General features: G+C 47.4%; 20 protein-coding genes and 1 pseudogene. 9 read left to right on the top strand and 12 right to left on the bottom strand.

What is annotated here, in order from left to right; all coding sequences use genetic code 11:
- Both cysD and AC50Y5_RS08480 read right to left on the bottom strand, forming a co-directional pair.
- Entirely contained in the window at positions 1-924 is a 924-nt protein-coding gene (gene cysD / locus AC50Y5_RS08485; RefSeq protein WP_494859805.1) for a sulfate adenylyltransferase subunit CysD, read from the bottom strand.
- A gap of 269 nt (positions 925-1,193) precedes the next feature.
- Complete coding sequence (locus AC50Y5_RS08480) at positions 1,194-2,336, bottom strand: winged helix DNA-binding domain-containing protein (RefSeq protein WP_494859803.1); 1,143 nt, start codon at positions 2,334-2,336, stop codon at positions 1,194-1,196.
- 199 nt (positions 2,337-2,535) lie between these two features.
- Between AC50Y5_RS08480 and AC50Y5_RS08475 the strand changes: the two genes are divergently transcribed.
- Positions 2,536-3,324: a M15 family metallopeptidase gene (locus AC50Y5_RS08475; RefSeq protein WP_494859801.1), complete on the top strand. Its 789-nt coding sequence runs from the start codon at positions 2,536-2,538 to the stop codon at positions 3,322-3,324.
- Positions 3,325-3,385: 61 nt separating this feature from the next.
- Here AC50Y5_RS08475 and AC50Y5_RS08470 read toward each other — a convergent pair whose 3' ends face one another.
- The gene (locus AC50Y5_RS08470; RefSeq protein WP_494860674.1) at positions 3,386-3,700 is read right to left on the bottom strand and encodes an ArsR/SmtB family transcription factor; all 315 of its coding nucleotides are present in this window, start codon (positions 3,698-3,700) and stop codon (positions 3,386-3,388) included.
- Positions 3,701-3,952: 252 nt separating this feature from the next.
- On the opposite strand from AC50Y5_RS08470, the gene AC50Y5_RS08465 reads away from it, so the two are divergent.
- Positions 3,953-4,300, top strand: coding sequence for a hypothetical protein (locus tag AC50Y5_RS08465; protein ID WP_494859799.1), 348 nt, complete (start codon positions 3,953-3,955; stop codon positions 4,298-4,300).
- Positions 4,301-4,403: 103 nt separating this feature from the next.
- Here AC50Y5_RS08465 and murI read toward each other — a convergent pair whose 3' ends face one another.
- Positions 4,404-5,204, bottom strand: a complete 801-nt coding sequence (murI, locus tag AC50Y5_RS08460) for a glutamate racemase (protein ID WP_056028214.1) — start codon at positions 5,202-5,204, stop codon at positions 4,404-4,406.
- 195 nt (positions 5,205-5,399) lie between these two features.
- On the bottom strand, positions 5,400-6,995 hold the full coding sequence (locus AC50Y5_RS08455) for a M4 family metallopeptidase (protein ID WP_494859797.1): 1,596 nt from the start codon (positions 6,993-6,995) through the stop codon (positions 5,400-5,402).
- A 482-nt stretch (positions 6,996-7,477) separates the two neighbouring features.
- Here AC50Y5_RS08455 and AC50Y5_RS08450 point away from each other — a divergent pair, with 482 nt between their 5' ends.
- The gene (locus AC50Y5_RS08450) at positions 7,478-8,011 is read left to right on the top strand and encodes an Asp23/Gls24 family envelope stress response protein (RefSeq protein ID WP_056028220.1); all 534 of its coding nucleotides are present in this window, start codon (positions 7,478-7,480) and stop codon (positions 8,009-8,011) included.
- A 267-nt stretch (positions 8,012-8,278) separates the two neighbouring features.
- Here the strand turns inward: AC50Y5_RS08450 and AC50Y5_RS08445 are convergent, their stop codons facing one another.
- Both AC50Y5_RS08445 and AC50Y5_RS08440 read right to left on the bottom strand, forming a co-directional pair.
- Complete coding sequence (locus AC50Y5_RS08445; protein ID WP_056028224.1) at positions 8,279-9,796, bottom strand: DHA2 family efflux MFS transporter permease subunit; 1,518 nt, start codon at positions 9,794-9,796, stop codon at positions 8,279-8,281.
- 16 nt (positions 9,797-9,812) lie between these two features.
- Positions 9,813-10,334, bottom strand: a complete 522-nt coding sequence (locus AC50Y5_RS08440; protein ID WP_081418542.1) for a PadR family transcriptional regulator — start codon at positions 10,332-10,334, stop codon at positions 9,813-9,815.
- Between the two features lie 282 nt (positions 10,335-10,616).
- Here AC50Y5_RS08440 and AC50Y5_RS08435 point away from each other — a divergent pair, with 282 nt between their 5' ends.
- The 5 genes from AC50Y5_RS08435 to AC50Y5_RS08415 all read left to right on the top strand — a co-directional run bounded on the left by AC50Y5_RS08435 (position 10,617) and on the right by AC50Y5_RS08415 (position 15,811).
- Positions 10,617-11,561: a serine hydrolase domain-containing protein gene (locus AC50Y5_RS08435; RefSeq protein WP_494859794.1), complete on the top strand. Its 945-nt coding sequence runs from the start codon at positions 10,617-10,619 to the stop codon at positions 11,559-11,561.
- Positions 11,562-11,679: 118 nt separating this feature from the next.
- Positions 11,680-13,233, top strand: a complete 1,554-nt coding sequence (locus AC50Y5_RS08430; protein WP_235532996.1) for a spore germination protein — start codon at positions 11,680-11,682, stop codon at positions 13,231-13,233.
- Between the two features lie 32 nt (positions 13,234-13,265).
- Positions 13,266-14,420 carry a Ger(x)C family spore germination protein gene (locus tag AC50Y5_RS08425; RefSeq protein WP_056028229.1) on the top strand — a complete coding sequence of 385 codons (1,155 nt, stop codon included), beginning with the start codon at positions 13,266-13,268 and terminating at the stop codon, positions 14,418-14,420.
- A gap of 13 nt (positions 14,421-14,433) precedes the next feature.
- The gene (locus AC50Y5_RS08420) at positions 14,434-14,688 is read left to right on the top strand and encodes a hypothetical protein (RefSeq protein ID WP_155972681.1); all 255 of its coding nucleotides are present in this window, start codon (positions 14,434-14,436) and stop codon (positions 14,686-14,688) included.
- Positions 14,689-14,716: 28 nt separating this feature from the next.
- Entirely contained in the window at positions 14,717-15,811 is a 1,095-nt protein-coding gene (locus tag AC50Y5_RS08415) for a GerAB/ArcD/ProY family transporter (RefSeq protein ID WP_494859792.1), read from the top strand.
- Here AC50Y5_RS08415 and AC50Y5_RS08410 read toward each other — a convergent pair.
- The 3 genes and pseudogenes from AC50Y5_RS08410 to AC50Y5_RS08400 all read right to left on the bottom strand — a co-directional run bounded on the left by AC50Y5_RS08410 (position 15,801) and on the right by AC50Y5_RS08400 (position 18,084).
- Positions 15,801-16,937: an SGNH/GDSL hydrolase family protein gene (locus tag AC50Y5_RS08410; protein WP_494860672.1), complete on the bottom strand. Its 1,137-nt coding sequence runs from the start codon at positions 16,935-16,937 to the stop codon at positions 15,801-15,803. The two genes, AC50Y5_RS08415 and AC50Y5_RS08410, sit on opposite strands and share 11 nt — an antisense overlap.
- A 96-nt stretch (positions 16,938-17,033) precedes the next feature.
- Positions 17,034-17,372 (bottom strand): annotated as a pseudogene (locus AC50Y5_RS08405) (GNAT family N-acetyltransferase); the annotation flags it as partial.
- Between the two features lie 103 nt (positions 17,373-17,475).
- Positions 17,476-18,084, bottom strand: coding sequence for a DUF2087 domain-containing protein (locus tag AC50Y5_RS08400; RefSeq protein ID WP_494859790.1), 609 nt, complete (start codon positions 18,082-18,084; stop codon positions 17,476-17,478).
- Positions 18,085-18,314: 230 nt separating this feature from the next.
- Here AC50Y5_RS08400 and AC50Y5_RS08395 point away from each other — a divergent pair, with 230 nt between their 5' ends.
- Entirely contained in the window at positions 18,315-19,088 is a 774-nt protein-coding gene (locus AC50Y5_RS08395; RefSeq protein ID WP_494859788.1) for a siderophore biosynthesis protein, read from the top strand.
- On the opposite strand, the gene AC50Y5_RS08390 is transcribed toward AC50Y5_RS08395, so the two are convergent.
- A complete protein-coding gene (locus AC50Y5_RS08390) occupies positions 19,085-19,855 on the bottom strand; it encodes a uracil-DNA glycosylase family protein (RefSeq protein ID WP_494859786.1) in 771 nt (256 codons plus the stop codon). The genes AC50Y5_RS08395 and AC50Y5_RS08390 overlap by 4 nt on opposite strands.
- A 40-nt stretch (positions 19,856-19,895) precedes the next feature.
- Positions 19,896-23,012 (bottom strand): hybrid sensor histidine kinase/response regulator, encoded by a 3,117-nt coding sequence (locus AC50Y5_RS08385; protein ID WP_494859785.1) that lies wholly within the window; start codon positions 23,010-23,012, stop codon positions 19,896-19,898.
- Between the last annotated feature and the right edge of the window lie 2 nt (positions 23,013-23,014).

Below are 23,014 nucleotides of genomic sequence, written 5' to 3'. Positions count from 1 at the left end.
TTAGAAATAGCCCTCCCGTTTACGTCTTTCCATGCTTCCCGCTTCTTCCTGGTCGATCACCCTTGTTGTCCGTTCGGATGATACCGCACCAAGTGTTTCTTCAATAATAGCATCCAGCGTGTCCGCATCTGACTGGGCGCCGCCAGTCAGCGGATAGCAGCCTAATGTGCGAAATCTCATCTTCATCATTTCAATCTTCTCACCGGCCCCCAGCTTCATCCGCTCATCATCCGCCATGATGATCTGTCCATCGCGATTAACGACAGGCCTTTCTTTCGCTAAATAGAGCGGAACAATATCAATGTTCTCTCTGCGAATGTATTGCCAAATATCTTTTTCTGTCCAGTTGGAAATCGGGAATACGCGGATGCTTTCACCCTTATTAATTCTTGTGTTGAAAAGCTTCCACATTTCCGGCCGCTGGTTTTTCGGATCCCAGGCATGATTTTTATTACGGAATGAGAAAATCCGCTCCTTCGCACGTGACTTTTCCTCATCACGTCTTCCACCGCCAAAAGCAGCTGTAAATCCGTATTTGTCTAGGCCCTGCTTCAGGGCTTGGGTTTTCATAATATCCGTATAGGCGGAGCCATGATCGAAGGGGTTGATCCCTTGCTCAATCCCTTCCTGATTGGAGTGAACAAGCATGTTGATTCCGAATTCTTTCGCCTTGCGGTCGCGGAATTCAATCATCTCTTTGAATTTCCACGTTGTATCAATATGCATGAAAGGAAACGGCGGCTTCTCCGGATAAAATGCTTTCAGCGCCAAATGCAGCATCACAGAGCTATCCTTACCGATCGAGTACAGCATCACGGGATTTTCACTTTCCGCCGCTACTTCTCGAATAATATAAATCGCCTCAGCCTCGAGTTGATCCAGATGTGTCATTGCATCTATGGAATCAAGCATCAATTTGTCCATGAAAAAAGTGCCTCCCTTTAATCCTTACTAAATCTATAGACTATAATATATATCGTATCAGATTTTCACTTTTATGCAAAGTGGAATAAAGTGAAATCTTTTATTTTTTTAATCCATCCGTTTTCATCAAAAAGCACAATGGAACTACACACAATTGGATTGGATAATTCCATTTTAGAAAAAATGTAGGGAAAATGTGCATCAAGCTATGATTTGCTGCGAATTATTGAAAGCTCTCGCTCGCTTTGAAGACGTAATTTTTTTGCACCTTACTTAACCACCTGCTCAAACGCCAGCTTCCCCAGCGGCAGCTCCATAAATTTCGCATAAGCTTCTGCACGCTGTTCAATGCCCTCCTTAAATTCATCAAGAGGCTCAAAGGGATGAATGACGACATCAATCCCCTTCTTCTTAACGGTTCGTTTCCAAGTGCCTACGACTTGTCCATTTATCACAATCATCGGAAGAAAAACACCATTATTGCCAGGAACAATCCGCGGGGCAATTTCAGGCTTCAACACGGCGCTGCGTTCCTTGTAGCCTAAAATATATTCATCAAAGCCCGGCAGCAAATAAACGGCAGAAGCTTTGTCTTCCTGCTTCTCCTCCTTCGAAGGCCTCTTTTCCCCCTGCTCTGTCCAAGCACCATCTGTCTGCTTTACCATCCAATAGTCACTGCCGTCGATTCGCTCCCTATCCAGCTGGCCTTTTATGGCTTCCAGCCCTTCCCTTGCATCGCCAAGCGTCATCCCTGACCACCAGGCAAAATCATGAACGGTAGCAGGGCCATGAGCGGTAAAATAGCGCAAAGCGAGCTTGGCAAGCGCATGTTCACGCGTCAATTGCCGCGCATCTGGCACCCATTCATCAAGCAAAACGAACGTTTGCTGCTTGCCGCTTATCGGTCCAAAGCAAATCAGCCCTTTATAGGCGCTATGCCATAAAATGTGATAACCCCGCTGGTTGTCCGTGCGTATGCCCGCCCGCTCCAATTGCTCTAGCAGTTCTCCGCGCGAAACCTGTACTCCCCCTTGCAGCCTGTTGCGAATCAAGCTTTCGCTGCGCGCAAGTGTAGCATCATCTAACTCCAGCTGCTCCCTCCGCCGTCTTGACTGCTGAAGCAAGCGTGGAGCAGCAAGGGACAACCGCCATAATACATCCTCTGTTGGCACAAAATGAATCGTTCCGCGCTGCGTCCAGGTCAGTACCATCTCGCGGTCCTTAATGCTCTGCTCCACCTTGGACAATGTCGCCCCAGGCGAGCGCAGGCCAATCGCCCACATGGCCTGCATATAATCCTGGGCCTGCACTGCACCGAGCTGCCCTACTACCTGTTTAGGCGACCAATTGCTTTCAGCTGATGCGATTCCTTGATTTTGCAGCCGAAGCCCTGCTATCCTGTTTATATTCATCCGGCACCCCTCTTGCACAAAATGCGTGCATTTCTGCTTCCATTTTACCACAGGGTACGAACGGTGTTTCAGCTTGACTGAAACACGCTCATGCTTTTACGGATAAAAATGTTACAATTTTGATACATTTTCTACATATTTCGAAACAAGTACCCGTTATAATTCGTCATAGGGATCACATGAGGAGGCGTTTTTGAACATGAGGATGAAAAGGACAGGACAAGCTTTGACGGTTCTGCTGCTGCTGTTTGCCTTTGGCTGCACTGGCGCGCAGGAAACCGTATCGCCTATAGCGAGCCAATTGCCAGCGAATAATGCGAATACCGATGCTGCTGGGGAAGCGGGGGATACCGCCGTGCAGGAAACGTCAGGTACGGTTGACGATCTGCTTGTCGTAGCGAACCCTACTGCAGCCGTCGTGCTCGTAAATAAGCAATACAGCTTGCCTGAAGGCTATGAGCCGCAGGATTTGGTATATCCCGATGTAGCGTTCACCTTCACTGAGAAAATCGACAAGCGCATGCTGCGCAAGGAAGCGGCTGACGCTTTGGAGCAATTATTCGCCGGAGCATCTGGTGATGGCATTCAGCTCGCTGGCGTTTCCGGCTACCGTTCTTATGATCGCCAAAAAACACTGTTCGACAATTATGTGAAAAAAGACGGCGAAGAAGCCGCTCGCATGTACAGCGCTTTTCCAGGTACGAGTGAACATCAGACCGGACTTGCAATTGATGTTACGGGGGCAGATGGCAAATGTGCTGCGGAGGATTGTTTTGCGGGTACGCCTGAAGCAGGCTGGCTCGCTGATCATGCATGGGAGTATGGCTACATTATTCGTTATCCCGAAGGGAAAGACAGCTTGACCGGCTACAAATATGAGCCTTGGCACATCCGCTACGTCGGCAAGGAGCTGGCTAAAGAGCTGAACGAGCGCGAAATTACGCTCGATGAATACTACAATGCGGTTCCGGTATCCGGGAAACGTTAATGGACATACAAAAAAAGCGGCCAAGCGGCCGCTTTTTTTGTATGCTCCCCCTCAAATTCTCTCAAATATACTGCTCGTCCGTTCCCAATATGGAATCCAGCAGCCCTGGAAAACATAAGTCCAGATTATCCCGACGAATCGAATAATAATGCTGCTTGCCTTCAATTCGCGGCTGAATGATTCCTCCTTCGCGCAGTATTTTGACATGATGCGACAACGTCGATTTGGACAGATGCTCGACCTCGAAAGAAGAACAGTTTTTCTCTCCTGTCCGAGCCAAACATAAAACAATTTTAAGCCGCACAGGGTCGCTCAGCGCGTGAAGCACCGTTGTGAGCTTCATTTCATTGGCTTCTGGTACTCTCATCGTTCTCATACTGCCCAACGTACCATATCCTGTGGGATGTTTCAATGCCCGATTTTCAAACTATTCCTTGCATTATTTCAGCGGGATGTGCTAAGCTGTCATCCGTTCGATAAAGCCCTGTCTCTTTCCTCTTGGGAAACGACAGGGCTGATTCGTTTAGGGCTGCTTTTGTGCTTTTTTTAATTGCCTCCTTTTAAAAATCTTTCCCTTGGGCAACATATAATCGCAACGGAATTAATGAATGAAAGGAGCCGCAAACGCATGCTGCTCGTTTATGCTGTCGCCCTACTGCTTGGAGGATTATTCGCGGTGAATGCCGTATTCGCTTATCAAAGCAAGCATATTGATCCCGTTTTCTGGGCCACGATTTGGTACCAGTTCAAGCTGCTGCCCATCATTTTTGCTGCAAATGTCATGATTGGCTTCGGCGTCAAATTTATGTATAAAGGGTTTGGCAATTTGACCTTCGCCCTCACCTTGTCGAAAGGCATTGAAATTTTGGTCTGTGTCATCATTGGCATGATGTTTTTGCGGGAAATGCCCAATTGGAAAACGATCGCCGGGCTCGCCGTCGTCGTGCTTGGCTTCTGGATTACGAAGCTCAAATGAGTACTTTCTCTCCCAAGCATTACACGAGGAAAAAGCAAACAGCCTAAAGCCGCCCCCTTGCAGAAGGCATCAGCTTTAGACTGTTTCATTTATTATTCCATCATTATTCTTTCATAATTTCTTCATTCTGTACGCTGCTCTCGCTAATCAATTCGAATGCGGTACGGATTTTCTCAATGTAAGCAGCATCATTGCCGGTACACATAAAGCGAACGCTGCCGCTTCGTACGCCGCCTACCATGCCAACACGGCTTAGCAGCGCCATAAGACGTTTTACCGTTCCCACATTGCCATCTATAATTTGAATGTGCGGCGGCAATATTTCGCGGAGCAGCCCTTTGTAGAAAGGATAATGGGTACAACCCAGCACAATCATGCCATAACGGTCCAAATCATAGTCAGCAAGCTTGGAGCGGAAATAGTCGCTCATAATGCTTTTGTCAAACTGCAGCTCCTCACAATAATGGACGAGCTCTGGAAGGGGCAAGGAATCTACTATCCCCTCATCGTCCACACGTGAGACAAGGGCATAATATTTTGGCTGCTGAAGCGTCAACGGTGTCGCGAACACCAGCACCCTCTTCCCTGTCTTGCGGTTCATCTCAACGGCTGGTTTGACTGCCGGCTCCATACCGACAATAGGAAAAGAGTACATCGTTCGCAGCTCGGCAACAGCAATACTAGTGGCCGTATTGCAAGCTACAACCAGCGCATCCATCCCCTCGCCAACCATCGTCTCAACGGCCTCCAAAATATAGGCTCTGACTTCTTCCTTCGACTTCGTTCCATAGGGCACGTGCAAATTATCAGCCATAAAAAGATAATCCTGGGCAGGAAGCATTTGAATCGCCGTTGCCATGACGGTTAGACCTCCAATGCCCGAATCCAAAAATCCGATTTTCATTTTTATCGATCCTTAACTTATGTAATAAATACTAATACAAGCATAGCGCGATAGTTGGTTATAGGCAAGAGCAGCCAAGAAGATAATGCGCAGCTTTTCATGATGTAGCTTATAAATTTTTTCCATAAAAAGGACCAACCAGAAGTTTCTGATTGGCCTTTCTTTCCTATTCTATTTCATTGTACTTCTATTCTATTAATATACGCCTACCGCATTATAAGCTTGTTTAACCGATGCTACTTGCGTAGAAGTTGCGCCGTACAGCTCTGTTGCCGATTGGATGACTGCTGCACGCGTAGCGGAGAAATTAGAGAAGGTCGACAAATAGTACACCAGCGCATTGTAGTAAATTTGTACCGCTTGCTCCCTGCCGATACCCGTAACACTCACCCCACTGAACGTTCCGCCTTGTGCAAGCAAATAAAACGCCTTATTGTTAATGCCGCTATTGATATGCACGCCGGCATTGTCAGCGGAACCCGTATAGCGGTTGCTGTAATGTGCGGGCTGATTATACAAAGTCGGATCAGCAAGCGAGCGAATCGCATCGCCTGGAATGTTTGGCGTGTATACATCATCCCCGATCAGCCAGTTATCCCCTTCAATGGAATTGCCGATAATATCGGAGATCGATTCGTTAATAGCTCCCGACTCGCCGTAATACTCCAAATTAGCCGTATATTCGGTTACGCCATGCGTGAACTCATGACCAACTACATCCAAATCGCCAGACAACGGCTTAAAGGTTACGCCATCGCCATCGCCGTACACCATTTGTACGCCATTCCAGAAGGCATTGTTATAGTTCGTATAATAATGTACGGTGGAACGGAGCTGAAGACCATTGTTGTTCAAGCTGTTGCGGCCGAATTTCTGCCAATAATAATCATAGGTTTTTGCTGCATAAGCATGAGCGTCAACAGCAGCCCCATCCGTCCAAATGTTCGTTGATCGGGAGAAGAGCGTCCCCGGTAGCGAGATTCCATTATTTGCATTGTAGGTTGCAATGCCACCCCCGCGCGTTGCATCGTACAGCTGATAAGAGGAACCCACGAGCCTCGTTTCAAACGTTTTGCTATCGCCGTTCACACCTGTTCCCGAACCTGTTATTTCATGTAAAATATTATATTTAAACAATACGCTGCCTGTCTCTGCCGCGATAAAATATCTAACCCGCAGCGGCTCAGGCTCCAGCACGTTCACTTCTGTAATATAAGACAGCACCGGTTCGCCATCCTGCACAAAATAATATAATTCTGCTTTAGGAGTCGTTTGCGGCTCGCCAAGCGTGCCATACTCCTGCGATACATCAGCCTCGGCAGCGGCAATCGCATCTGCTTCGCTAATCGGAATGACCGGAGCGATCGTTTGCGGAAGCTTGTCCTGCACATTTTCAACAACGCTTCCAAGCAGTGAAGTCACTTGCCCCTCACTGTCAACATGAAGCGTTTGATCGGCACCATATACAGGAATGCCTGATGCATATTGGCTCAGCCTAAAATGGATCGTTCCCGTTGAACTATTGGTCTGCTGTTCTACAATACGGAAATGATCACGAATATTGCCCTCTTCGCCAACATTCAATTGGTCTCTTACACTTTCCAAATAGCCCCATACCTTTTCCTCAGGCGATACAGCCAAAGGAGCTACCCAATCAGGCGCCGTAATGAAAATTTGCGAGGAATCAGCGAAAAAATCACTTGAATCATTATTTTCTTCCGCTGCGACAATCGAAGCGAATGAACCAAATACGAGCATACCTGCAACAATAGAAGCTACTTTCTTTTTCATAAAATACACTCCTCCAATATGAATACTAGGTTATAAGTGCGAGCGAATTCCTGTTGATTGTTCATTCAGGCGGATGCCAAAGCTGTTATCTGGGATGAGAGACGATTGCGACGGACCGTTTACCTTTTTTTGCTGGCAGTCAAGTTCAAACCTATCACCCACCTAATAAGGAAATATTTGCAAACCCTTGGAGCTGATTTCATATTACTACGAGAGTCTATCATTTGTGAAGCTTTTTTTGAGATTTTTGGAAATTTCTTCTAACCTTCTATGTTAGATTACGCTAATTCATTTGCTCTTTGTCTCCCATAATCATGGCGTTTACTAAATCTATTCTTGTTTAATGGCAGTCTAGTTTAGTAGCAAGCTAATATAAAATAATATAAATAAAAAATAATTATCCCAAAAAAGGATTTTGGAAAACTTTGACGAATGTTGAAAGGTATAGAGAGACTATATAACTATAGATGGGAGTCCTATTCTTGCAAACACCGCCTAGAAGACCAGGAACGACGACCTATAGACCTGGGCAACCCTCGGCAGCGCGACCTACCAGTGCCCAAACAGGGCGGCCAGTTGCCAATCCGCGAGTTGCTGCCGGACAAGCAACTGCAGCAGCACGTCAAGCCGCTCCTCCAGCTGCTGGGCAACCCGCACCACAGGCTGCACCAGCAGCGAACAAGAATCAGCCAAAAAATAGGCTGGCCTTAGCGATTATATCGCTTATTTTTGGCATTATCAGCGTATTGCTGTGCGTTGGAGGCTTGTTTAGTTTTATCGGAACGGCACTAAATCCATATGCCAGTGATACAGCTGGAATGGCAAGCGTCATAATTTCTGCTATTCTCATTTTCATTTTCAGCCTGCTCGGATTTATATTCGGTTTGGCCTCCAAACGTTCCTCCAGCGGCAAAGGCATGGCGATTGCAGGCATTATTTTATCCGCTCCTCCACTGTTTCTGACGGTGCTTGGCGTAGGTGGCTTTATTTTTGCTGCGATATTCGCAATGTACTAAGATAACACTTGGCAGTACTTCTCTTGAAATAAAACAAGCCTTCGCGTTCCAAATGGAATGCAAAGGCTTGTTTTATTTATTGAGCTCGCTATAAATCCTTTAAGCTGCTATTGCTTCAAAATCCCCGGCAGCAATTCAATACCTCCAGGTGAACGGCGAGCCCAACGCTCGTCGTTCTTGTTGTTCCCAAACCATCATATTGGACCTTAAACCTCATGCGACCACCTTACCTTCAGGCTCTGGAACTATACAGCTTAGTTAACCTGCTCATGAAGCCTGCTTGGCAGCGGATTGTGCATTAGGAATGCTTTGCCTGCCTGGGCCTGCAACGAAGGCCGCCACAATGCCAAGAACAGCGAAGACAATACTTAGCATAAATCCATGGTTTATCGCGGTTCCCAAAGAATCACGCACGAAAGCAACAATATCTTGCGGAACATTGCCGGCCCCTCGCACAAGTTGCTCTGGATTCGCCAGCGTCGCAATCTGATCCTGTGGAATATGGTGCTCAGCCGCTCCATCCGACAGCAGCGTCTTCAAGTTATTGTTGACTATGGTCGCCATGATTGATGCGCCGAGAACGCCGCCAATGCTGCGCCAGAAACCAACGATGGACGAGCTAATACCGATGTATTTGCGTTCCACGCTTGCCGCCATAGCTGTCTGTGACATGCTCATCAAAGGGCCGATAGCTCCGAGCCCAAGCAGTATCATAAGACCCATCATATACCACTTGGAAGCATCATGGCTAACCGTACTGAGCAAGTAGCTGACGATAACTCCCGCTGTCATTGTGAAAGCAATAAGCGTTCGATAAGCAAATTTGGATTGCAAAAAGCCAAACAAAACCGCTCCGGATATTAACGAAACCATCATCGGAGTCAACAAAGCGTTGGAGTTTTCCTGCCCTAATACGGCAGTTGAGAAAATCGGCAAATAAGCAATGGCCGAAAACATAATCGCTCCCTGACAGAGACAGGCGAGACATAGCCCGACGACCATCCGATTTTTGAACAAAACTAATGGCAATATCGGCTCCTCTGCCCGCAGCTCAACGGATATAAACAGCATGCCCACGATAATCGACACCGCAAACAGCGATAAAATTTGCCAAGACGTCCAGGCGTAGTCCTTCCCACCCCACTCCAAAGCGAGCATCAAGGAGATGGTGCAAATAATGAGGAAAGCCGTACCTAAATAATCGATTTTTGGCTTTCGCTCCGAACGGGATTCCTTGAGGGCAAAGAGCAATACAAGGAAGGACAAGATCCCAATCGGAACATTGACGTAAAAGCACCATCTCCAGCCCCACGCCTCTGATAACAGCGTCCCGATTTGCGGTCCTGCAACTGAAGACAAGCCGAAGATACCTGCAAAAACGCCGGCCATTTTGGAAGCTTGCTTCGGATCGGCAAATACCGTGTAAATGATCGTAAAGCTGATCGGCAGCAGCGCTCCCGCACCAATTCCTTGAATAGCACGGAACACGATTAGTTGAGTAATATCCTGCGCCATGCCGCATAAGGCTGAACCAAGGAGGAATATCGATATGCCAATGAGATAAAATAGCTTGCGGCCGAATAAATCGGACATTTTGCCAAAAACGAGCATCATGCTCGTTGACGCGAGCATATAGGCGGTAAATACCCAGCTGACCTGCTCAAATCCGCCAATGTCTTTAATAATATGGCTCAGTGCCGCAGAGGTAATCGTGTTGTCGAGAGACGACATTAGCAGGCCGAGTGCCATTGCCAATACGATCAGCCCTGTTTTTTCCTTGTTCATGTTGAACCCCTTCTCCTTATAATTGAGCTTTCAGCTTTTGCAATCCTTCTACTAAAATTCGATGGGAGCTCTCCTGATTGGCAATACCGATTGTGATACACAGTTCTTGGGTGGCATTCATGTTGGGTTTCCAATTTGCATAATCAGCCGTTAATTGGGCAATCTCTTCCTCCTGTTTGGCAATCGTTTTCTCGAGCCATTGAATCACTTGCTCCTGATCTGCCCATTTTCCAAAAACGAGCCTCACCATAAAATCGGATTTCGTTTCCACAGCCTGGATATCGCTTTTTAAATACAGCATAAACTGTTCCCGGCCCGCTTCCGTAATCGTATACACATTTTTATTTGGCTTGCCATCCTGCAAAATGCTCTCCTTCGTAATTAATCCCTGCTTCTCCATCTTGCCGAGCGTCGGATAAATCGTCCCATAGCTGGCATTGTAAAAATACGAAAACAGCGTTTCAAATTTGTGCTTGATTTCGTAGCCCGAACAATTTTCATCCATTAAAATTCCTAAAATCACATCTTGGCTGTTCAAAAAATTCCCCACCTTCTTTGCAAATCTCTTTACGCAAGTTTATATTAACATAAAGTATATATCAGTTCAATATATGAATTTTAATCATATATCGATGAACAATATGAACAGTAGTCAAGCAGCTTCATGGCTAAATTCGTTATGCATTCAGCAGCCAGCCTTAAATTACAAAGCGGGAATCAGAGAGCCCGTACCTAATCGCTCATCCTTCCATTTGTTTCTTTTCCGCTAACCCCCTATAATCGAAAGAACGAGATGGATGAGGAAAGTAGGGAAATACAGATGAACCTGTCATCACTGCTCCCGGCTATTGAGCCGCTGGACTTAAGGAGCTGCCTGGTGTCTTATAATGGGGAGCTTATTATCGAGCATTACCGAAATGATCGTACGAGAGAAGAAATTGCAAAAGTTAATTCCTGTACAAAAAGCGTCGTTTCTGCCCTGATTTGTATCGCGATGGACAAGCAGCTGCTGCCAGAGGCATCGACGCCAGCCGCTTTATTTTTCCCCCAGCTTGCCGAAGATTCTGACCCGCGAAAACAAACGATTACGCTGGAGCATCTATTGACGATGTCTGCCGGCTTCAACTGGACGGAGTTCGGCGGACAAAACTCCTTCCCCCGCATGACGCAAACGTCAAACTGGATTCAATTTGCCTTGGAGCAGCCGTTATCGGATGAGCCTGGCTCGCGCATGGAATACAACTCCGGCATCTCACAAATGCTGTCTGCCATTCTCGTACAAGCAAGCGAGATGACCACTGCTGCATTTGCCGAACGCTACCTGTTCCAGCCGCTAGGCATTTCCCAATATGAATGGGAGCATGATCCGCAGGGCATTCATACAGGCGGCTTTGGACTGCGGCTGCTTCCAGCCGATATGCTGAAGCTGGGCCAGCTGTATTTGCAGCAAGGTACATGGAATGGGCAGCAGCTTATCCCCCAAACTTTAATAGAGCGCTCCGTCTATCCTGCAATAGCCGCTGAATCTCCTCGCCCTGGCCAGTACGGCTGGCATTGGTGGGTCGATTCTTTTGCTGCAAGTTCGGAATCCGCTTCGCCTTCTGCTTTCGATTTTTATTATGCTTTAGGCTTCGGCGGACAGACGATTACCGTCATCCCCCGCCTCAATATCGTCGCAGTCATCACCAATGACAGGCTAAAAAGAGGCAAGCCTCCCGCAGATGTTTTCCGTCATCACATTGCCCCGCTGCTCGCGCAGCAATAATTTAAAAATCAAGACAACTCCCCTGCGGGCGTTGTCTTTTTATGTCGTATAGTTTTCCAGGCGGCAAGCCATACTGGTAAATGTAAGAAACCAGGACATGGAAACTAGGTGAACGCACATGACAACCGAGAATAGCCATACGGGGACAAGCACCCAGGAAACGATGCCAACCGTACCACAAAGTGGTCAATCAGGCAGTGGCGATGGGAAGCATCCGCTCACCTCCATACTGGAGGATAATCTTCGTTATCTGGAATCTGTCTTTGACCGCAGCTCCGACATCATCTTTATGCATTGGCATTACGGTCCCGATATGTTGCATAAAGCATGCTCGATCTATTACAGCTCGCTTATTCAAGACGATACCATTAACTATATGAAAATATCGCTGCAGGATCTTGTAACGCATGAGGTCGGACCTGGAATGGAAGCTGGCATTGAGGACGTCCGCTTTTTTTTCGAGAATCATGGCCCTTCCGGTAAAAAAGTACAGCTCGTAAACGATTTAGATGCTGTCGTAGACGGTATTTCCAGCGGACAGCTGCTGATTTTATTCGACGGCTGGAATCAGGCACTCAGCTTTAAAGCCCAGTCCGTTGAGACAAGACAGGTCAATGAGCCCGTCAATGAATCGGTCGTGCAAGGGCCGCGGGAAAGCACCGTTGAAAACTTGCAGAAAAATTTAGGACTGCTGCGGCTGCGGCTGAAGACGCCAAAATTCAAAATTGAGCTAATGAGCGGTGGCGGCGATACCAACACAACCGTCGCCTTCGGATATTTGGAAGGCAAAGTGGATACTGAGATGCTCGCCGAGTTTAAGAAGCGAATGGAGCTCATTAAGACGGTAGATGTTTTGGAAACGTCCTATATTGAGCAGCTTATTGAAGATTCCAGCTACTCCCCCTTTCCTCAGCATCGTTATACAGAAAGAACCGATATGGCTGTAGCCGGTTTGCTAAAGGGAAAAATCGTCGTGCTGGTGCAGGGAACAGGCGGCATGCTGCTTTGTCCCGGGTTGTTCACCGAGTTTTTCCAATCGAGCGAGGATTATTACCAACGGACGATCATCTCTACGATGATTCGCTGGCTGCGCATTCTCGCTTTTATTATCGCCTTATCGCTGCCAAGCATTTATATTGCGCTATCTACCTTTCATCCTGAGCTGATTCCTACCGTGCTTCTATTAGCAGTATTGAATGCACGCGAGGGTCTGCCGCTGCCAGCCTTTTTCGAAGCGCTGCTGATGGAGTTCTTTTTTGAGCTTATGCGTGAGGCAGGCGTTCGCTTGCCCCGGACTGTCGGCTCCGCTGTGAGCATCGTTGGAGCCCTTGTCATTGGAGATGCCGCGATTAGTGCAGGAATTGCATCACCGATTATGGTTATCGTGGTGGCGCTGACGGGTATCGCCTCCTTCTCTATTCCGCAATATGGCATCGCGATTGCGCTCCGTATTTTGCGGTTTCCGCTCATGCTTTGCGCTGCGCTGCTCGGGGGCTTCGGCATGATGATTTGCTTCTTGTTCATTTTGCTGCATCTGTGCAAGCTTAGGTCGCTTGGTCAGCCTTATATGGCTCCGCTCGCTCCTTTTCGGCTGGTCGAGCTTCGAGATGTCATTATGAGAATCTCGCTCAAAAAGCTGCTGCGCAAGCCGCAAAATTTGCATAAGCATTAAGAAGCTCAAAAAATCAAAGAGATGGGATCTGCATGAAAAAACAAACCGGCATTTTACTGATTGCCTCTCTATTCATGAGTTTCATGCTGCTAACGGGCTGCTGGAGCAAATACGAGCTGACCGAGCGCGGTTTTGTGATGGGCGTTGCCCTCGACGAAACGAAGGACGGAAAAATCGAAATGCTCACCCAAATTTATCGTCCCGCCTCCGTAGAAACCGGCAAATCCGCAACCACGCAAACGTCCAGCGTAAGCATTCATACGCAAGATGATACCGTAATGGAGGCGATACGCGATATTCCGATCCATTTGGGCCGTAAAGCCCAATGGAGCCATACGCGAGTCATTATCGTCGGTGAGAAGCTGGCGAGAAATCAGGATCTCGGAAAAACACTCGATATTTTTTATCGTGACCATGAACCGCGCAGCAGCGTCAAGCTGCTTATATCCAAAGGACCCGCTCACAAGCTGCTCGAGAAGCAGCCGCTCATTGAGCAGACGACAGCGCAGCAAATTCTTCGAACAGAAGAGTTCTCCTATCTCAATGCGGCGAAAACAATGGACACCTCCCTGCTCGATTTGCTTCTTCAACAGGAAAGCGCGCATCCAGACACGGTAATCTCCTATGTTTACAGAAATTCTAATCCGGAGCAGACGTTGTCCACAGCGGGGCTTGCCTTAATCAAGAACGGAAAAATGAAGAAGGTAATGCCTCCCGATAAGGTAGAGGGGCTGCTCGCTTTACGAAATGAATACCATTCCGGTGTGCTGGAGATTCCTTGCGAAGGCATGAAGGGCGAGAAAGAAACAGCGGAAGTGCTGGCTCTGCGTACAGCAAGCAAAGTAACAATGAAGGATGGAAATCCCATAGTCAGCTACCGAATTAAAGGGGAGCTAGCCATTACAGAGCTAAAATGCACAGCTATTGTTTCCAAAAAGGATGAGCAAGCCTTCCTCGAAAAATTTAGCGCTGCTCTATTGAGACAAACTTCAGCGACGTTAAAATTTTTGCAAAAAAATAAGCTGGAGGTTATCGGCATCGGCAACCAAATATACCGCCAGAGCCCGGGGGCGTGGCACAAGCTTCAGCCAGACTGGGATGAGCGCTTTGCGGAGCTGCCGATTGATGTGAAGGTAGAGTTTAAACTCGTTACGGGCGGGACGATGAACAGCAAACCTGCATCGTAGCAAGGCGGGAAGGATGATGTTGATGTGGGAGCGGGCACTGATTGCTACAGTTTTATTCGGGGGCATGCTGCTGTATGACAGCCTCACTCTACGCGGGAAGATGAAAGGCCCCGCAGTTTGGCTCTATTCATTTATTACAGCGGCATGCCTGTATATGAGTATAGATTATGTCTTGAACAAAGACTGGTTCGATTATTTCGACGTCGTTGAGCAGCTATTGGGCGGGCCTGCCAAACAGATTAGCAGCATGCTGGGGGTGAAAGGCTAGGTTGGGCGAGGAAAGGAGCAGAATCAGCTTGAATAAACAAAAGGTCAGTTCTTTTCAAATGGGCGTGCTTTTATTCGTATTCTTGACCGGCTCCTCGATTATTTTTGTGCCTGGCCCGCTGATTGGAAAAGCAGGTGCCGCCGCTTGGCTTTCCCTGCTGCTGTCTGGAGCGATCGGGTTTGGCATCCTAATGATGCTGCTGTATTTAAATCGCCGATTTCCCGGCCAGGATTACATTGATTACAGCCGCAAGATGATTGGCAACGTACTGACGGTGCTGTTAGGGCTGCTGACTATCTCGTATTTATTGCAAATGCAGGCAGCTATTGTTGTAGGCGTAGGCCAGTTCATGATTGGGGCGATGATGAGGGAAACACCGATGTACGCCTTTACTTCCCTTATTTTTATCATTTCTGCTGTGACGGCCCGCGCAGGAATAGAAGTGATTGCACGAATGTTCACTCTGATTATGCTATTAACATCCTTTTTCATTTTCATCGTACTGCTGTTTGCGATCCCTGAATACCGTCCTGAGCAGCTGCTTCCGCTGCTGCCTAAAGGACTGACGCCTGTAGCGGCTGGAGCCTATTATACGTTCGGCTTCCCGTTCTCCGAAGTATTTTTATTCGGCATGCTGCTGCCCTTCGCCGCAGGGCACAAGCTGAACAAGAAGCTGATGACGACGATGTCCATCTCCTTCGCAGCCAGCTTGCTAGTACTCTGCGCTGTGACGGTGTGTGCATTAATGGTATTCGGTCCGGTTGCAGGGGCGGGGCCCTATATGCTGTTTTCCGTAGCCCGGCTTATTGAATTTCAGGAAATAATCCAACGCATTGAGTCCGTTATCGGCATGTCGCTCATTCTCGGCTCTTATATGAAAGCTACGCTTTCCCTCTATGTGCTCAGCCTCTTTATGGCCAAGCTTTGCGGCATAAAGGACAACAATGTCATCATTATGCCGCTGGCACTGGCGGGTTTTCTGATGGGGCTTGTCACTTATGACAGCAACACCCAGTGGGCTCGCATTGTCACAGAAATTCATCCGATATGGACGGGGCTGGTGCTGTTCGTTCCGCTGCTTGTGGTAATGGTTGTAGCAATGTTTCGCCCGACTAAGGCTTAGAGGAACGCAAAACTTCTTTGATATAACCCGCCAGCTCACTGGCTGCTTTCGCATGGGCTAATCTGCCGGGATGCTGTCTTGCGCCTAATGTGTCATCCGTCGTATTGGGAAGCTGAAAAATGGATACCTGCTTATCCCCTGTTTGCATCCGATAAGCATTTACAGCACGGTAGATAGCCGGCATCATCGGTTGACCCAGCATGCCGTAGGCCCATATGATAGGGGCATTTGGGTTATATTTTCTAATTTTGATTAGAAAGCTCACCGCTGCCTCCTCAATTGCCGCTAAATCCTCTTCGTCATACGTGCCATCAGCCTTTAACCGCTGTTTGTAAGCTTTGCCAGTAACTGTATCTACCCATTCCGGAGAATGAAAAGCGCCGTCATCATTCGTTCCCAAATTCACGACGACGACATCCGGCTGCCAGGAGTCAAAATCATTTTTTTCGTGCGCGCCTAAAGCTTTATTGTTCTCCCCAGTAAGAAGACCGCAAACCTGTTCGTAATAATCAGGAAGATTGGCATGCGGGTTGTTATCCCAGCTCGTAAGTACGCCCCATCCGCTTTGTGAAAGGACACGGTAGTCAGCATTCAGCGCTTCCGCTGTCATCGCCGTATAATTGTCAATGGCGCTAAACCACATCGGAATCCAGTCCGTCTCCGCTTTCGCTCCGATGGTCCCTTCTCCAGAAGTAATGCTGTCGCCTATAAATTCGATGCGATAGGGTTTGGCTGCAATCGATGTAAATTCACCGTCAAACTTCACAGCGTGAATCTGCAGGAGGCAGCCCGAATCCGCGCTCATCGCCTGTACATCCTTTACGATACGAACATTTTTAATGGCGGCCTTAGTCATGCCTCTAAAAATACAAATCCAGTACCTGCCCGCCGTTAACATTTGTCTGCTGACCGGCACACCGTTAATCAGGATGCTGATCCAAGGCTCATACTGGTCGTAATTCACCTCGACTTCAACCCAAAGCTCAGATCCTTGCGCATTTAATTCCACCGAGCTTCCCGTCCAAAATAACGTTAACGGATCAAGTTGGCCAGTCGTCCGGCCATGAACCTTAAGATGAGCGATATCGGATAACGGATGTACCTTTAAGCGAACCACTTGTGGCATCACACACTCCTCCTCATTTCTATAAATTTTTTCGTAGATATCAATTTGATTATTGTGATTGTCCAAACCATCGCTGATTTTATGAAACCCATTCTTATTCCAAAATGAAGCCCCGTTATGGTTGCCAAGCTGAACACAAAGTCTGACTTTGTCTATGCACTGTTCTACCCATTCTTCTTCTAACAATTTCAATGCAAGCGTTCCGATTCCTGCCCCTTCATGCTCCTTATGAATAATAAGCAGTCCAATCCACGGATGATGATCATTAGGATTTTGCGGAAGATACGTCATAATTCCAACGCATTCGTTATTTTCAATCAAGTGAAACATTTTTTCGCCATGTTCGAGATTTTTCTTGTTTTCTTCCCTAATCTCTTCGTCCGTTTGGAGTCGTTTACCAAGGACTAAGAGATTAAACAGAGGCTGTGAATTCATAATCGCCTTTTGAATGTTTATACTTTCTGTCGAGAGCGGATCAGATACTAACTTTAAGTGAATCAGCTTCTACACCTTCTTTAGCTTAAAATAGAGCATATTCTCACGCTAGATTTTCCCATTTCGCCCACATCTCAGGCGGGTTCAATTCGTAAATTTCGTTTTCTCTGAACATGAATTGGTGCATGATAAATTCCCTGCGTATGGTGGCGAAATCTTCATGATAACTTTTAATGAATGCATTGATTTCCTTTTCGCTGTATTTGCGCCCGGTCTCAAGTCGAGACACTAGGTGCTCCAATACGATCAGCTTTTTCTTAAGCTGCGCGGGTACGTGCTTTAATTTATTGTCTAATGTGAAAAAGTTTTTAACGACAGACTGCTGAAGCCGCTTGTTTTTGTCATCCTCCAAAATATCCCCACCTCCTTTTACTTTTGTGTTTTTGTAAATTAACTCCGCAGCAGCAGTGGCACTACTTTTGATGAAGTAGTGATTTAAAGAAAAGAAGATCGTATTTTTATCTCTTCGCTCATTAATCAAGCTTGCTTCACGCAGCTTTGCAGCATGATGGGTTATCGTAGCTGGAGAGACACCTAGCTTTTCGGCTAAAACCTGGCCATTAAGCTCTCCTTCCGATAGCAAAATTAATAGTTTGATCCTGGTTGGATCTGCAAGCGCTTTATGGTAAGCGACTACTTTGTCCAATTGCATCTACTTCCACCTCCAGACCGAATGTCAGACGCGTCTTATTTAGCTCATATCTAATTTAATAATTATCTAATTAGATGATATCCTAATTAGATTCACAAAGTCAACAGACTAGGACATTTATGTGAATCTTTTAGGCGGCCTGTTTTGCTTTCAGCTCTGATCGTTTACTATAAGAGTAGAATCCATTTCATAACCACAAATTAACCAACAGGTCGGAGGTACACTGCCGGATGAACATTCCTGAAGCCTTTATTAAGCCGTTTCCCGCTTATGAGGATGTTTTCTATGACGATATTGAAAAGCATCGCCAGCACTTTTTGCCCCTTTGCTCGATTCATTTAAAATGCATCGATCCCGAGCTTGATGAGTGGCTGCATATTATATCAGCCAAGGAAATTTATGATGGCTGTGTGGGTGACAGCACGAAAAACTACCATACCCTTTTCACGAAAGAAGATATGCTAGGTTTTGATGTAATAGATGGGAAATATAAATTTGAGGCAGACTGGAATTACTTCACCTTGCATCAGCAGGAGCATTCAGCAGACAGTGAAATCGATGAGGATTTGAAGGCTGCCTATGCGCAAAATGATTTGGATTATCATATCCGCAAGCAATATTACCAAAACAATCAGAAGATTTACCCTTACTCCCGATTTAGCGAACAATTCGCCTCTGCTGAGGAACTGTTAGCGGATTTTAACAAGAAGCAAGCGGATGGGTGGGGACTAAGCTATCCCGAAATTAATGGCATATGGGACGATATCGCCTTTATGTCCGATGAAGCCCAAGAATTTATGCAAAAATATAATGAATCGATAAAAGAGCTCCGCAAGTTTGAAAACACCAATCTATTTCATGTTCCCAAAAAAGCAAACGGGGAAGTCTTTGATTATATCGGCTCCTTAACCGGATATTATTTTCAGGCTTATGGCGCGGATAATGTATTTTTGTTCTATGATAAAGAGCTGCGCAAGGCCGTCATTTGTTTTGAATACACCTAAGCCAGCCCACTTCGTTCAGCAGCAAAAGCGGCGACCTTCGCCTCCATCTGCTCTCTCGCATCAGCGAACTGCTTGTGTCGGTGGCCATTGGCTCCGGAAGGATGGGGAAATCCCCACAAGCAGTGCTTGTCCTCTAGCGTATTCCCCAGTTCCTTGCTGCCAACAAGCTCTTTAAGCATCGTTTCCACGGTTTTGCCCAAAGGAATAATAAGCGGCTTATGCAACAGCTTTAGCTCAGCCTTAATAAATTTCAGCGCATAATTATGCAGGAAAGCATTGCCAGCAAGCGGGGGCTTATGCCCCGTGTAGTTTTTCCCAGCTACAAATACCGGATATTTGAGCAGCGAAGTCGTATGCAGGAGCGGATTATTTTCAGCAAACAAAGCCTCGCTGTCTGGAAGGCCAAAATACTCCGGCAGCTTCAGGCTGTCCAGCATTTGCATCAGGTTGCGGCGCATCGCACCGGAAAATCGGGCGGCGATTTTGGCAGCTTTGCACACCTCGTCCGCCGGTTTATTTTGCTCCAAAGCGAGCTTTGCCGTCCGGTAGGCCAGCTCCATCTGGGTCCAGCCGGGCGTGATGCCGACAATTAAAAGGCTCGCCGAGCTGTTCCGGTATTCGTTGTGAGGAGCATAGAACATTTCAACCTCCCCTTCTCGGTCGATCAACAAATCCGGAACGAGCAAATCAGCAGGCTCATATCGAGACTTCAGCGGCAGCGATTTAATAAACGGCTCATAGTGCAAATACTCAGTGGATAAAGACAATGGCAAACCTCTCCTCTCCATTCCGCTGTAACCCTCCTGCTTACTTCATCACCTTAAATGACACAGTTGTACCTTGGCCAGATACACTTTGAATAAACAAGCCTTGTCCATACATTTGCTTCAATCGCCGATCCACGTTTAGCAGCCCAATTCCCTGCTGCTCGCTGGAACTTCTATCCAATAGCTTATCCAATACCTCCGCATCCATGCCGACACCGTCGTCTATTATCGCAACCTCCACCTGATCATCGCGTTCGAACACTTGCACTGAAATACTTCCGCCCGCAGCACGCTTCATCACGCCATGCCTCACCGCATTTTCGACTAATGGCTGGATCGTCAACGGCGGAAGCATACTTTTCAGACTGGCCTCCACCTGCCAATGTAGCTGCAATTTATTGCCGAAGCGCTGCTGCTCAATATATAAATAGGAACGGACAAAATCCAGCTCCCGCTCCAGAGGAATCAGCTGCTCTGAATTTCTAAAATCAAAGCTCGACCGCAAGTAGTTGCTGAACTCCAAGAGCAGCACATGCATTTTGTCCAAATCAATTACACTCAGAGCCGCAATCGCATTCAACGAATTCAGTAAAAAATGGGGCTGGATTTGCGCCTGCAGCCAGGCCGCTTCCATACGAAGGCGTTCATTCATCGATCGATTCACATGGATTAAAGCCATTACCCGCGATTTCAGCTCCAGCGCATTAGACGGCTTCGTTACATAATCATTCGCTCCCGACTGGAAGCCTGCGGCAATATCCTCCGCCCGATTGCGTGCGGTCAACTGAAGAATCGGCAGCTCCGAGAGCGCATAACGCTCGCGAATGAGGCGCGTGAGCTCATATCCCGACATATGAGGCATCATAATATCGGTAATAACCAAATCCCACTTTCTCGAATCCAGCAGAGCTAGTGCTTCCTTGCCGCTTGTGAGCGACACAATGTCAAAATCTCGCACGCCAAGCATATTTTCGAGCACCTGCAAATTAACCGTGTCATCATCTACCACTAATATAGCTGGACGATCTTTCGCTTGGGTTGGTAGAGGCCTATCGCCAGTGTGCTCTAGCGATTGCTCCCCTAGATAGGCTGTGTTTGTGACATCGGCAGCGGCAACGAGCATTTCTGCAGCTGGAACAGACGGCAGCAGCTCATGGTCATGGTCGCTACTCACTTCTACGGCAGCACCCATTTCTGCCAGCGGCAGCGTAAAAGTAAACATCGAGCCCTGCCCCGGCTGCGAACGGACCTCAAGCGTTCCGCCATGCAGCTCGACCAAATGCTTGCAAATGCTAAGTCCAAGCCCAATTCCGCCGCCAGGTGCAGCGGTCATGCCCGAATCTCCCTGCTCATACGGTTCAAAAATCGTGCGCTGCGTCTCCTCATCCATTCCCATGCCTGTATCGGCAATGCTTATGTACGCCATTCCCCCCTGCTGAACGGCATGAATCGCAATATGTCCTTCGCTCGTAAATTTAATCGCATTATGCAGCAGATTAAACAAAATTTGAATGAGACGATTTTCATCCGCAAGGACATGGGGAAATACATCTGGAATCGTACTCGCGAGGCGAATAGGCTTGCCTTCCACCATATAATGGAGCATGTCGATTACGCCAGCAGCGACGCTCTGTACCTGCTGGCTGCCTCGATTCAGCCGAATACGCTGTTCTTTCAGTTGGGTCAAGTCTATCAGATCATTCAACATAAATGACATCCGGCGGCCGACCGTTAAAATAAGCTCCAATTGCTTCACGCTTTGATCACTGAGCGCCTGCTTGTCTCTATCCAGCACAATTTGCGTCATATTCAGCATGCCGTGCAGCGGATTTCGCAGCTCATGGGACGTGTTCGCCAGAAAATCATCCTTTTGCTTGTCCGCCTGCTGCAGCTCCTCGGATAACTGCTTCGACTGGGCGAAGGTATGAATGTATTGCTTAAACCAATACGCTACGAACCCGAGAAAAGAGACGACCAGATCGACTGGGTAGTAGGAGCTTTCTACGCCAATTGTATCCTTCGCAACGCTCCAAATGATATTGTTCGACATCGCAGCCACACCGAGCAGCAGCGCAATCGCATCCTTATCGCTTCTCATCGCGGTTCGCAAGGTGATGACCGGATTGACGAGGAAGGGAAGCAAAATATAAATACCGAGCAAGCCAGCTACCGCTAATACATAAGAGGCTGGCGCAAACAGCACATATACCGCAAACAACATGCCGAGCGATGTATACCAGCGAAAAATTCGCACATTCCGGTATTCGGTTAATAAGCGCTTCGTAAATTCCAGCATAAATATTGCAGCACCCATATAGGAAAGAAACTGGATCTTTAAGCTCCAATCATTGTTCATTGGCAGCCAGACCATCAGCAGCATATCATCCGATACTAGGAGCCAAAGTGCAGAGAAGAACATAGCGCCGGCGAAAAACAGCAAGCCCCGCTGCCGCAAGCCAATAAAATACAAAATAAAAGCATACACGGTATGCAGTAAATAAATAATAACGACTATTATTTGCAAATGGAGGCTAACTGCCGTTTCCTTGCTTACCACTTTCTCCGTGCCAAATGAAATGAAGCCAAGAATGCCTCCCGAGCTCGCTGAATCATAGTTCGCGACTTGAATAGCAATATCGATCACTGGCTTGTCGGATATGAAGGACGCTGAATAAGGCACGTTGCGTGCTATGTAGCCTTCCTCCTCTGGTGCTGGCTGTCCTGCTTGAGCCACAAGCTCTCCGTCCACATACACGGCGGAAGCCGACGGAATGTTCTTCAAGCGGATGCCGTACGTTTGGCTTTTAACTGAATCGATGAATATACGCAGACGATACGTTCCGTAACCATACGCTGAATCCGCCTGCGGGGATAACACCGTATTCCAGTTTCCAGGCACCTGAATGAACGCCTGCCCTTTGGCTGCTTCCGCATTTTCTGGGCCGCGTATTCGTAATTGATGAGCATAAAATTCCCATTCGCCATCCAGCCTGATGGCCTCCGAGTCTGCCAGGTTATACCCCCGCAAATCCAATTGCCCTTGCACGATCGCAGGATGATCGGGAGGGAGGGTCATATAAATCCAAATTAAACGGATCGATATGAGCAGACAGAGGAACAGGCCGGTGACGAGAATTATTTTTCGTTTAGTTAGCATAA

This window comes from Paenibacillus sp. JT22N7, from assembly GCF_059383875.1.
Note: the sequence above shows the minus strand (reverse complement) of the source record. Positions and strands in the feature narration are given on the sequence as shown.

Excerpts from the sequence above, each read along its gene's own strand:
- AC50Y5_RS08435 (WP_494859794.1), top strand. The coding sequence starts at position 10,617 with ATGAACCTGTCATCACTGCTCCCGGCTATTGAGCCGCTGGACTTAAGG.
- cysD (WP_494859805.1), bottom strand. The coding sequence starts at position 924 with ATGGACAAATTGATGCTTGATTCCATAGATGCAATGACACATCTGGAT.
- AC50Y5_RS08425 (WP_056028229.1), top strand. The coding sequence starts at position 13,266 with ATGAAAAAACAAACCGGCATTTTACTGATTGCCTCTCTATTCATGAGT.
- AC50Y5_RS08395 (WP_494859788.1), top strand. The coding sequence starts at position 18,315 with ATGAACATTCCTGAAGCCTTTATTAAGCCGTTTCCCGCTTATGAGGAT.
- AC50Y5_RS08420 (WP_155972681.1), top strand. The coding sequence starts at position 14,434 with ATGATGTTGATGTGGGAGCGGGCACTGATTGCTACAGTTTTATTCGGG.
- AC50Y5_RS08475 (WP_494859801.1), top strand. The coding sequence starts at position 2,536 with ATGAGGATGAAAAGGACAGGACAAGCTTTGACGGTTCTGCTGCTGCTG.
- murI (WP_056028214.1), bottom strand. The coding sequence starts at position 5,204 with ATGAAAATCGGATTTTTGGATTCGGGCATTGGAGGTCTAACCGTCATG.
- AC50Y5_RS08385 (WP_494859785.1), bottom strand. The coding sequence starts at position 23,012 with ATGCTAACTAAACGAAAAATAATTCTCGTCACCGGCCTGTTCCTCTGT.
- AC50Y5_RS08410 (WP_494860672.1), bottom strand. The coding sequence starts at position 16,937 with ATGCCACAAGTGGTTCGCTTAAAGGTACATCCGTTATCCGATATCGCT.
- AC50Y5_RS08465 (WP_494859799.1), top strand. The coding sequence starts at position 3,953 with ATGCTGCTCGTTTATGCTGTCGCCCTACTGCTTGGAGGATTATTCGCG.
- AC50Y5_RS08470 (WP_494860674.1), bottom strand. The coding sequence starts at position 3,700 with ATGAGAACGATGAGAGTACCAGAAGCCAATGAAATGAAGCTCACAACG.
- AC50Y5_RS08445 (WP_056028224.1), bottom strand. The coding sequence starts at position 9,796 with ATGAACAAGGAAAAAACAGGGCTGATCGTATTGGCAATGGCACTCGGC.
- AC50Y5_RS08430 (WP_235532996.1), top strand. The coding sequence starts at position 11,680 with ATGACAACCGAGAATAGCCATACGGGGACAAGCACCCAGGAAACGATG.
- AC50Y5_RS08400 (WP_494859790.1), bottom strand. The coding sequence starts at position 18,084 with ATGCAATTGGACAAAGTAGTCGCTTACCATAAAGCGCTTGCAGATCCA.
- AC50Y5_RS08455 (WP_494859797.1), bottom strand. The coding sequence starts at position 6,995 with ATGAAAAAGAAAGTAGCTTCTATTGTTGCAGGTATGCTCGTATTTGGT.
- AC50Y5_RS08480 (WP_494859803.1), bottom strand. The coding sequence starts at position 2,336 with ATGAATATAAACAGGATAGCAGGGCTTCGGCTGCAAAATCAAGGAATC.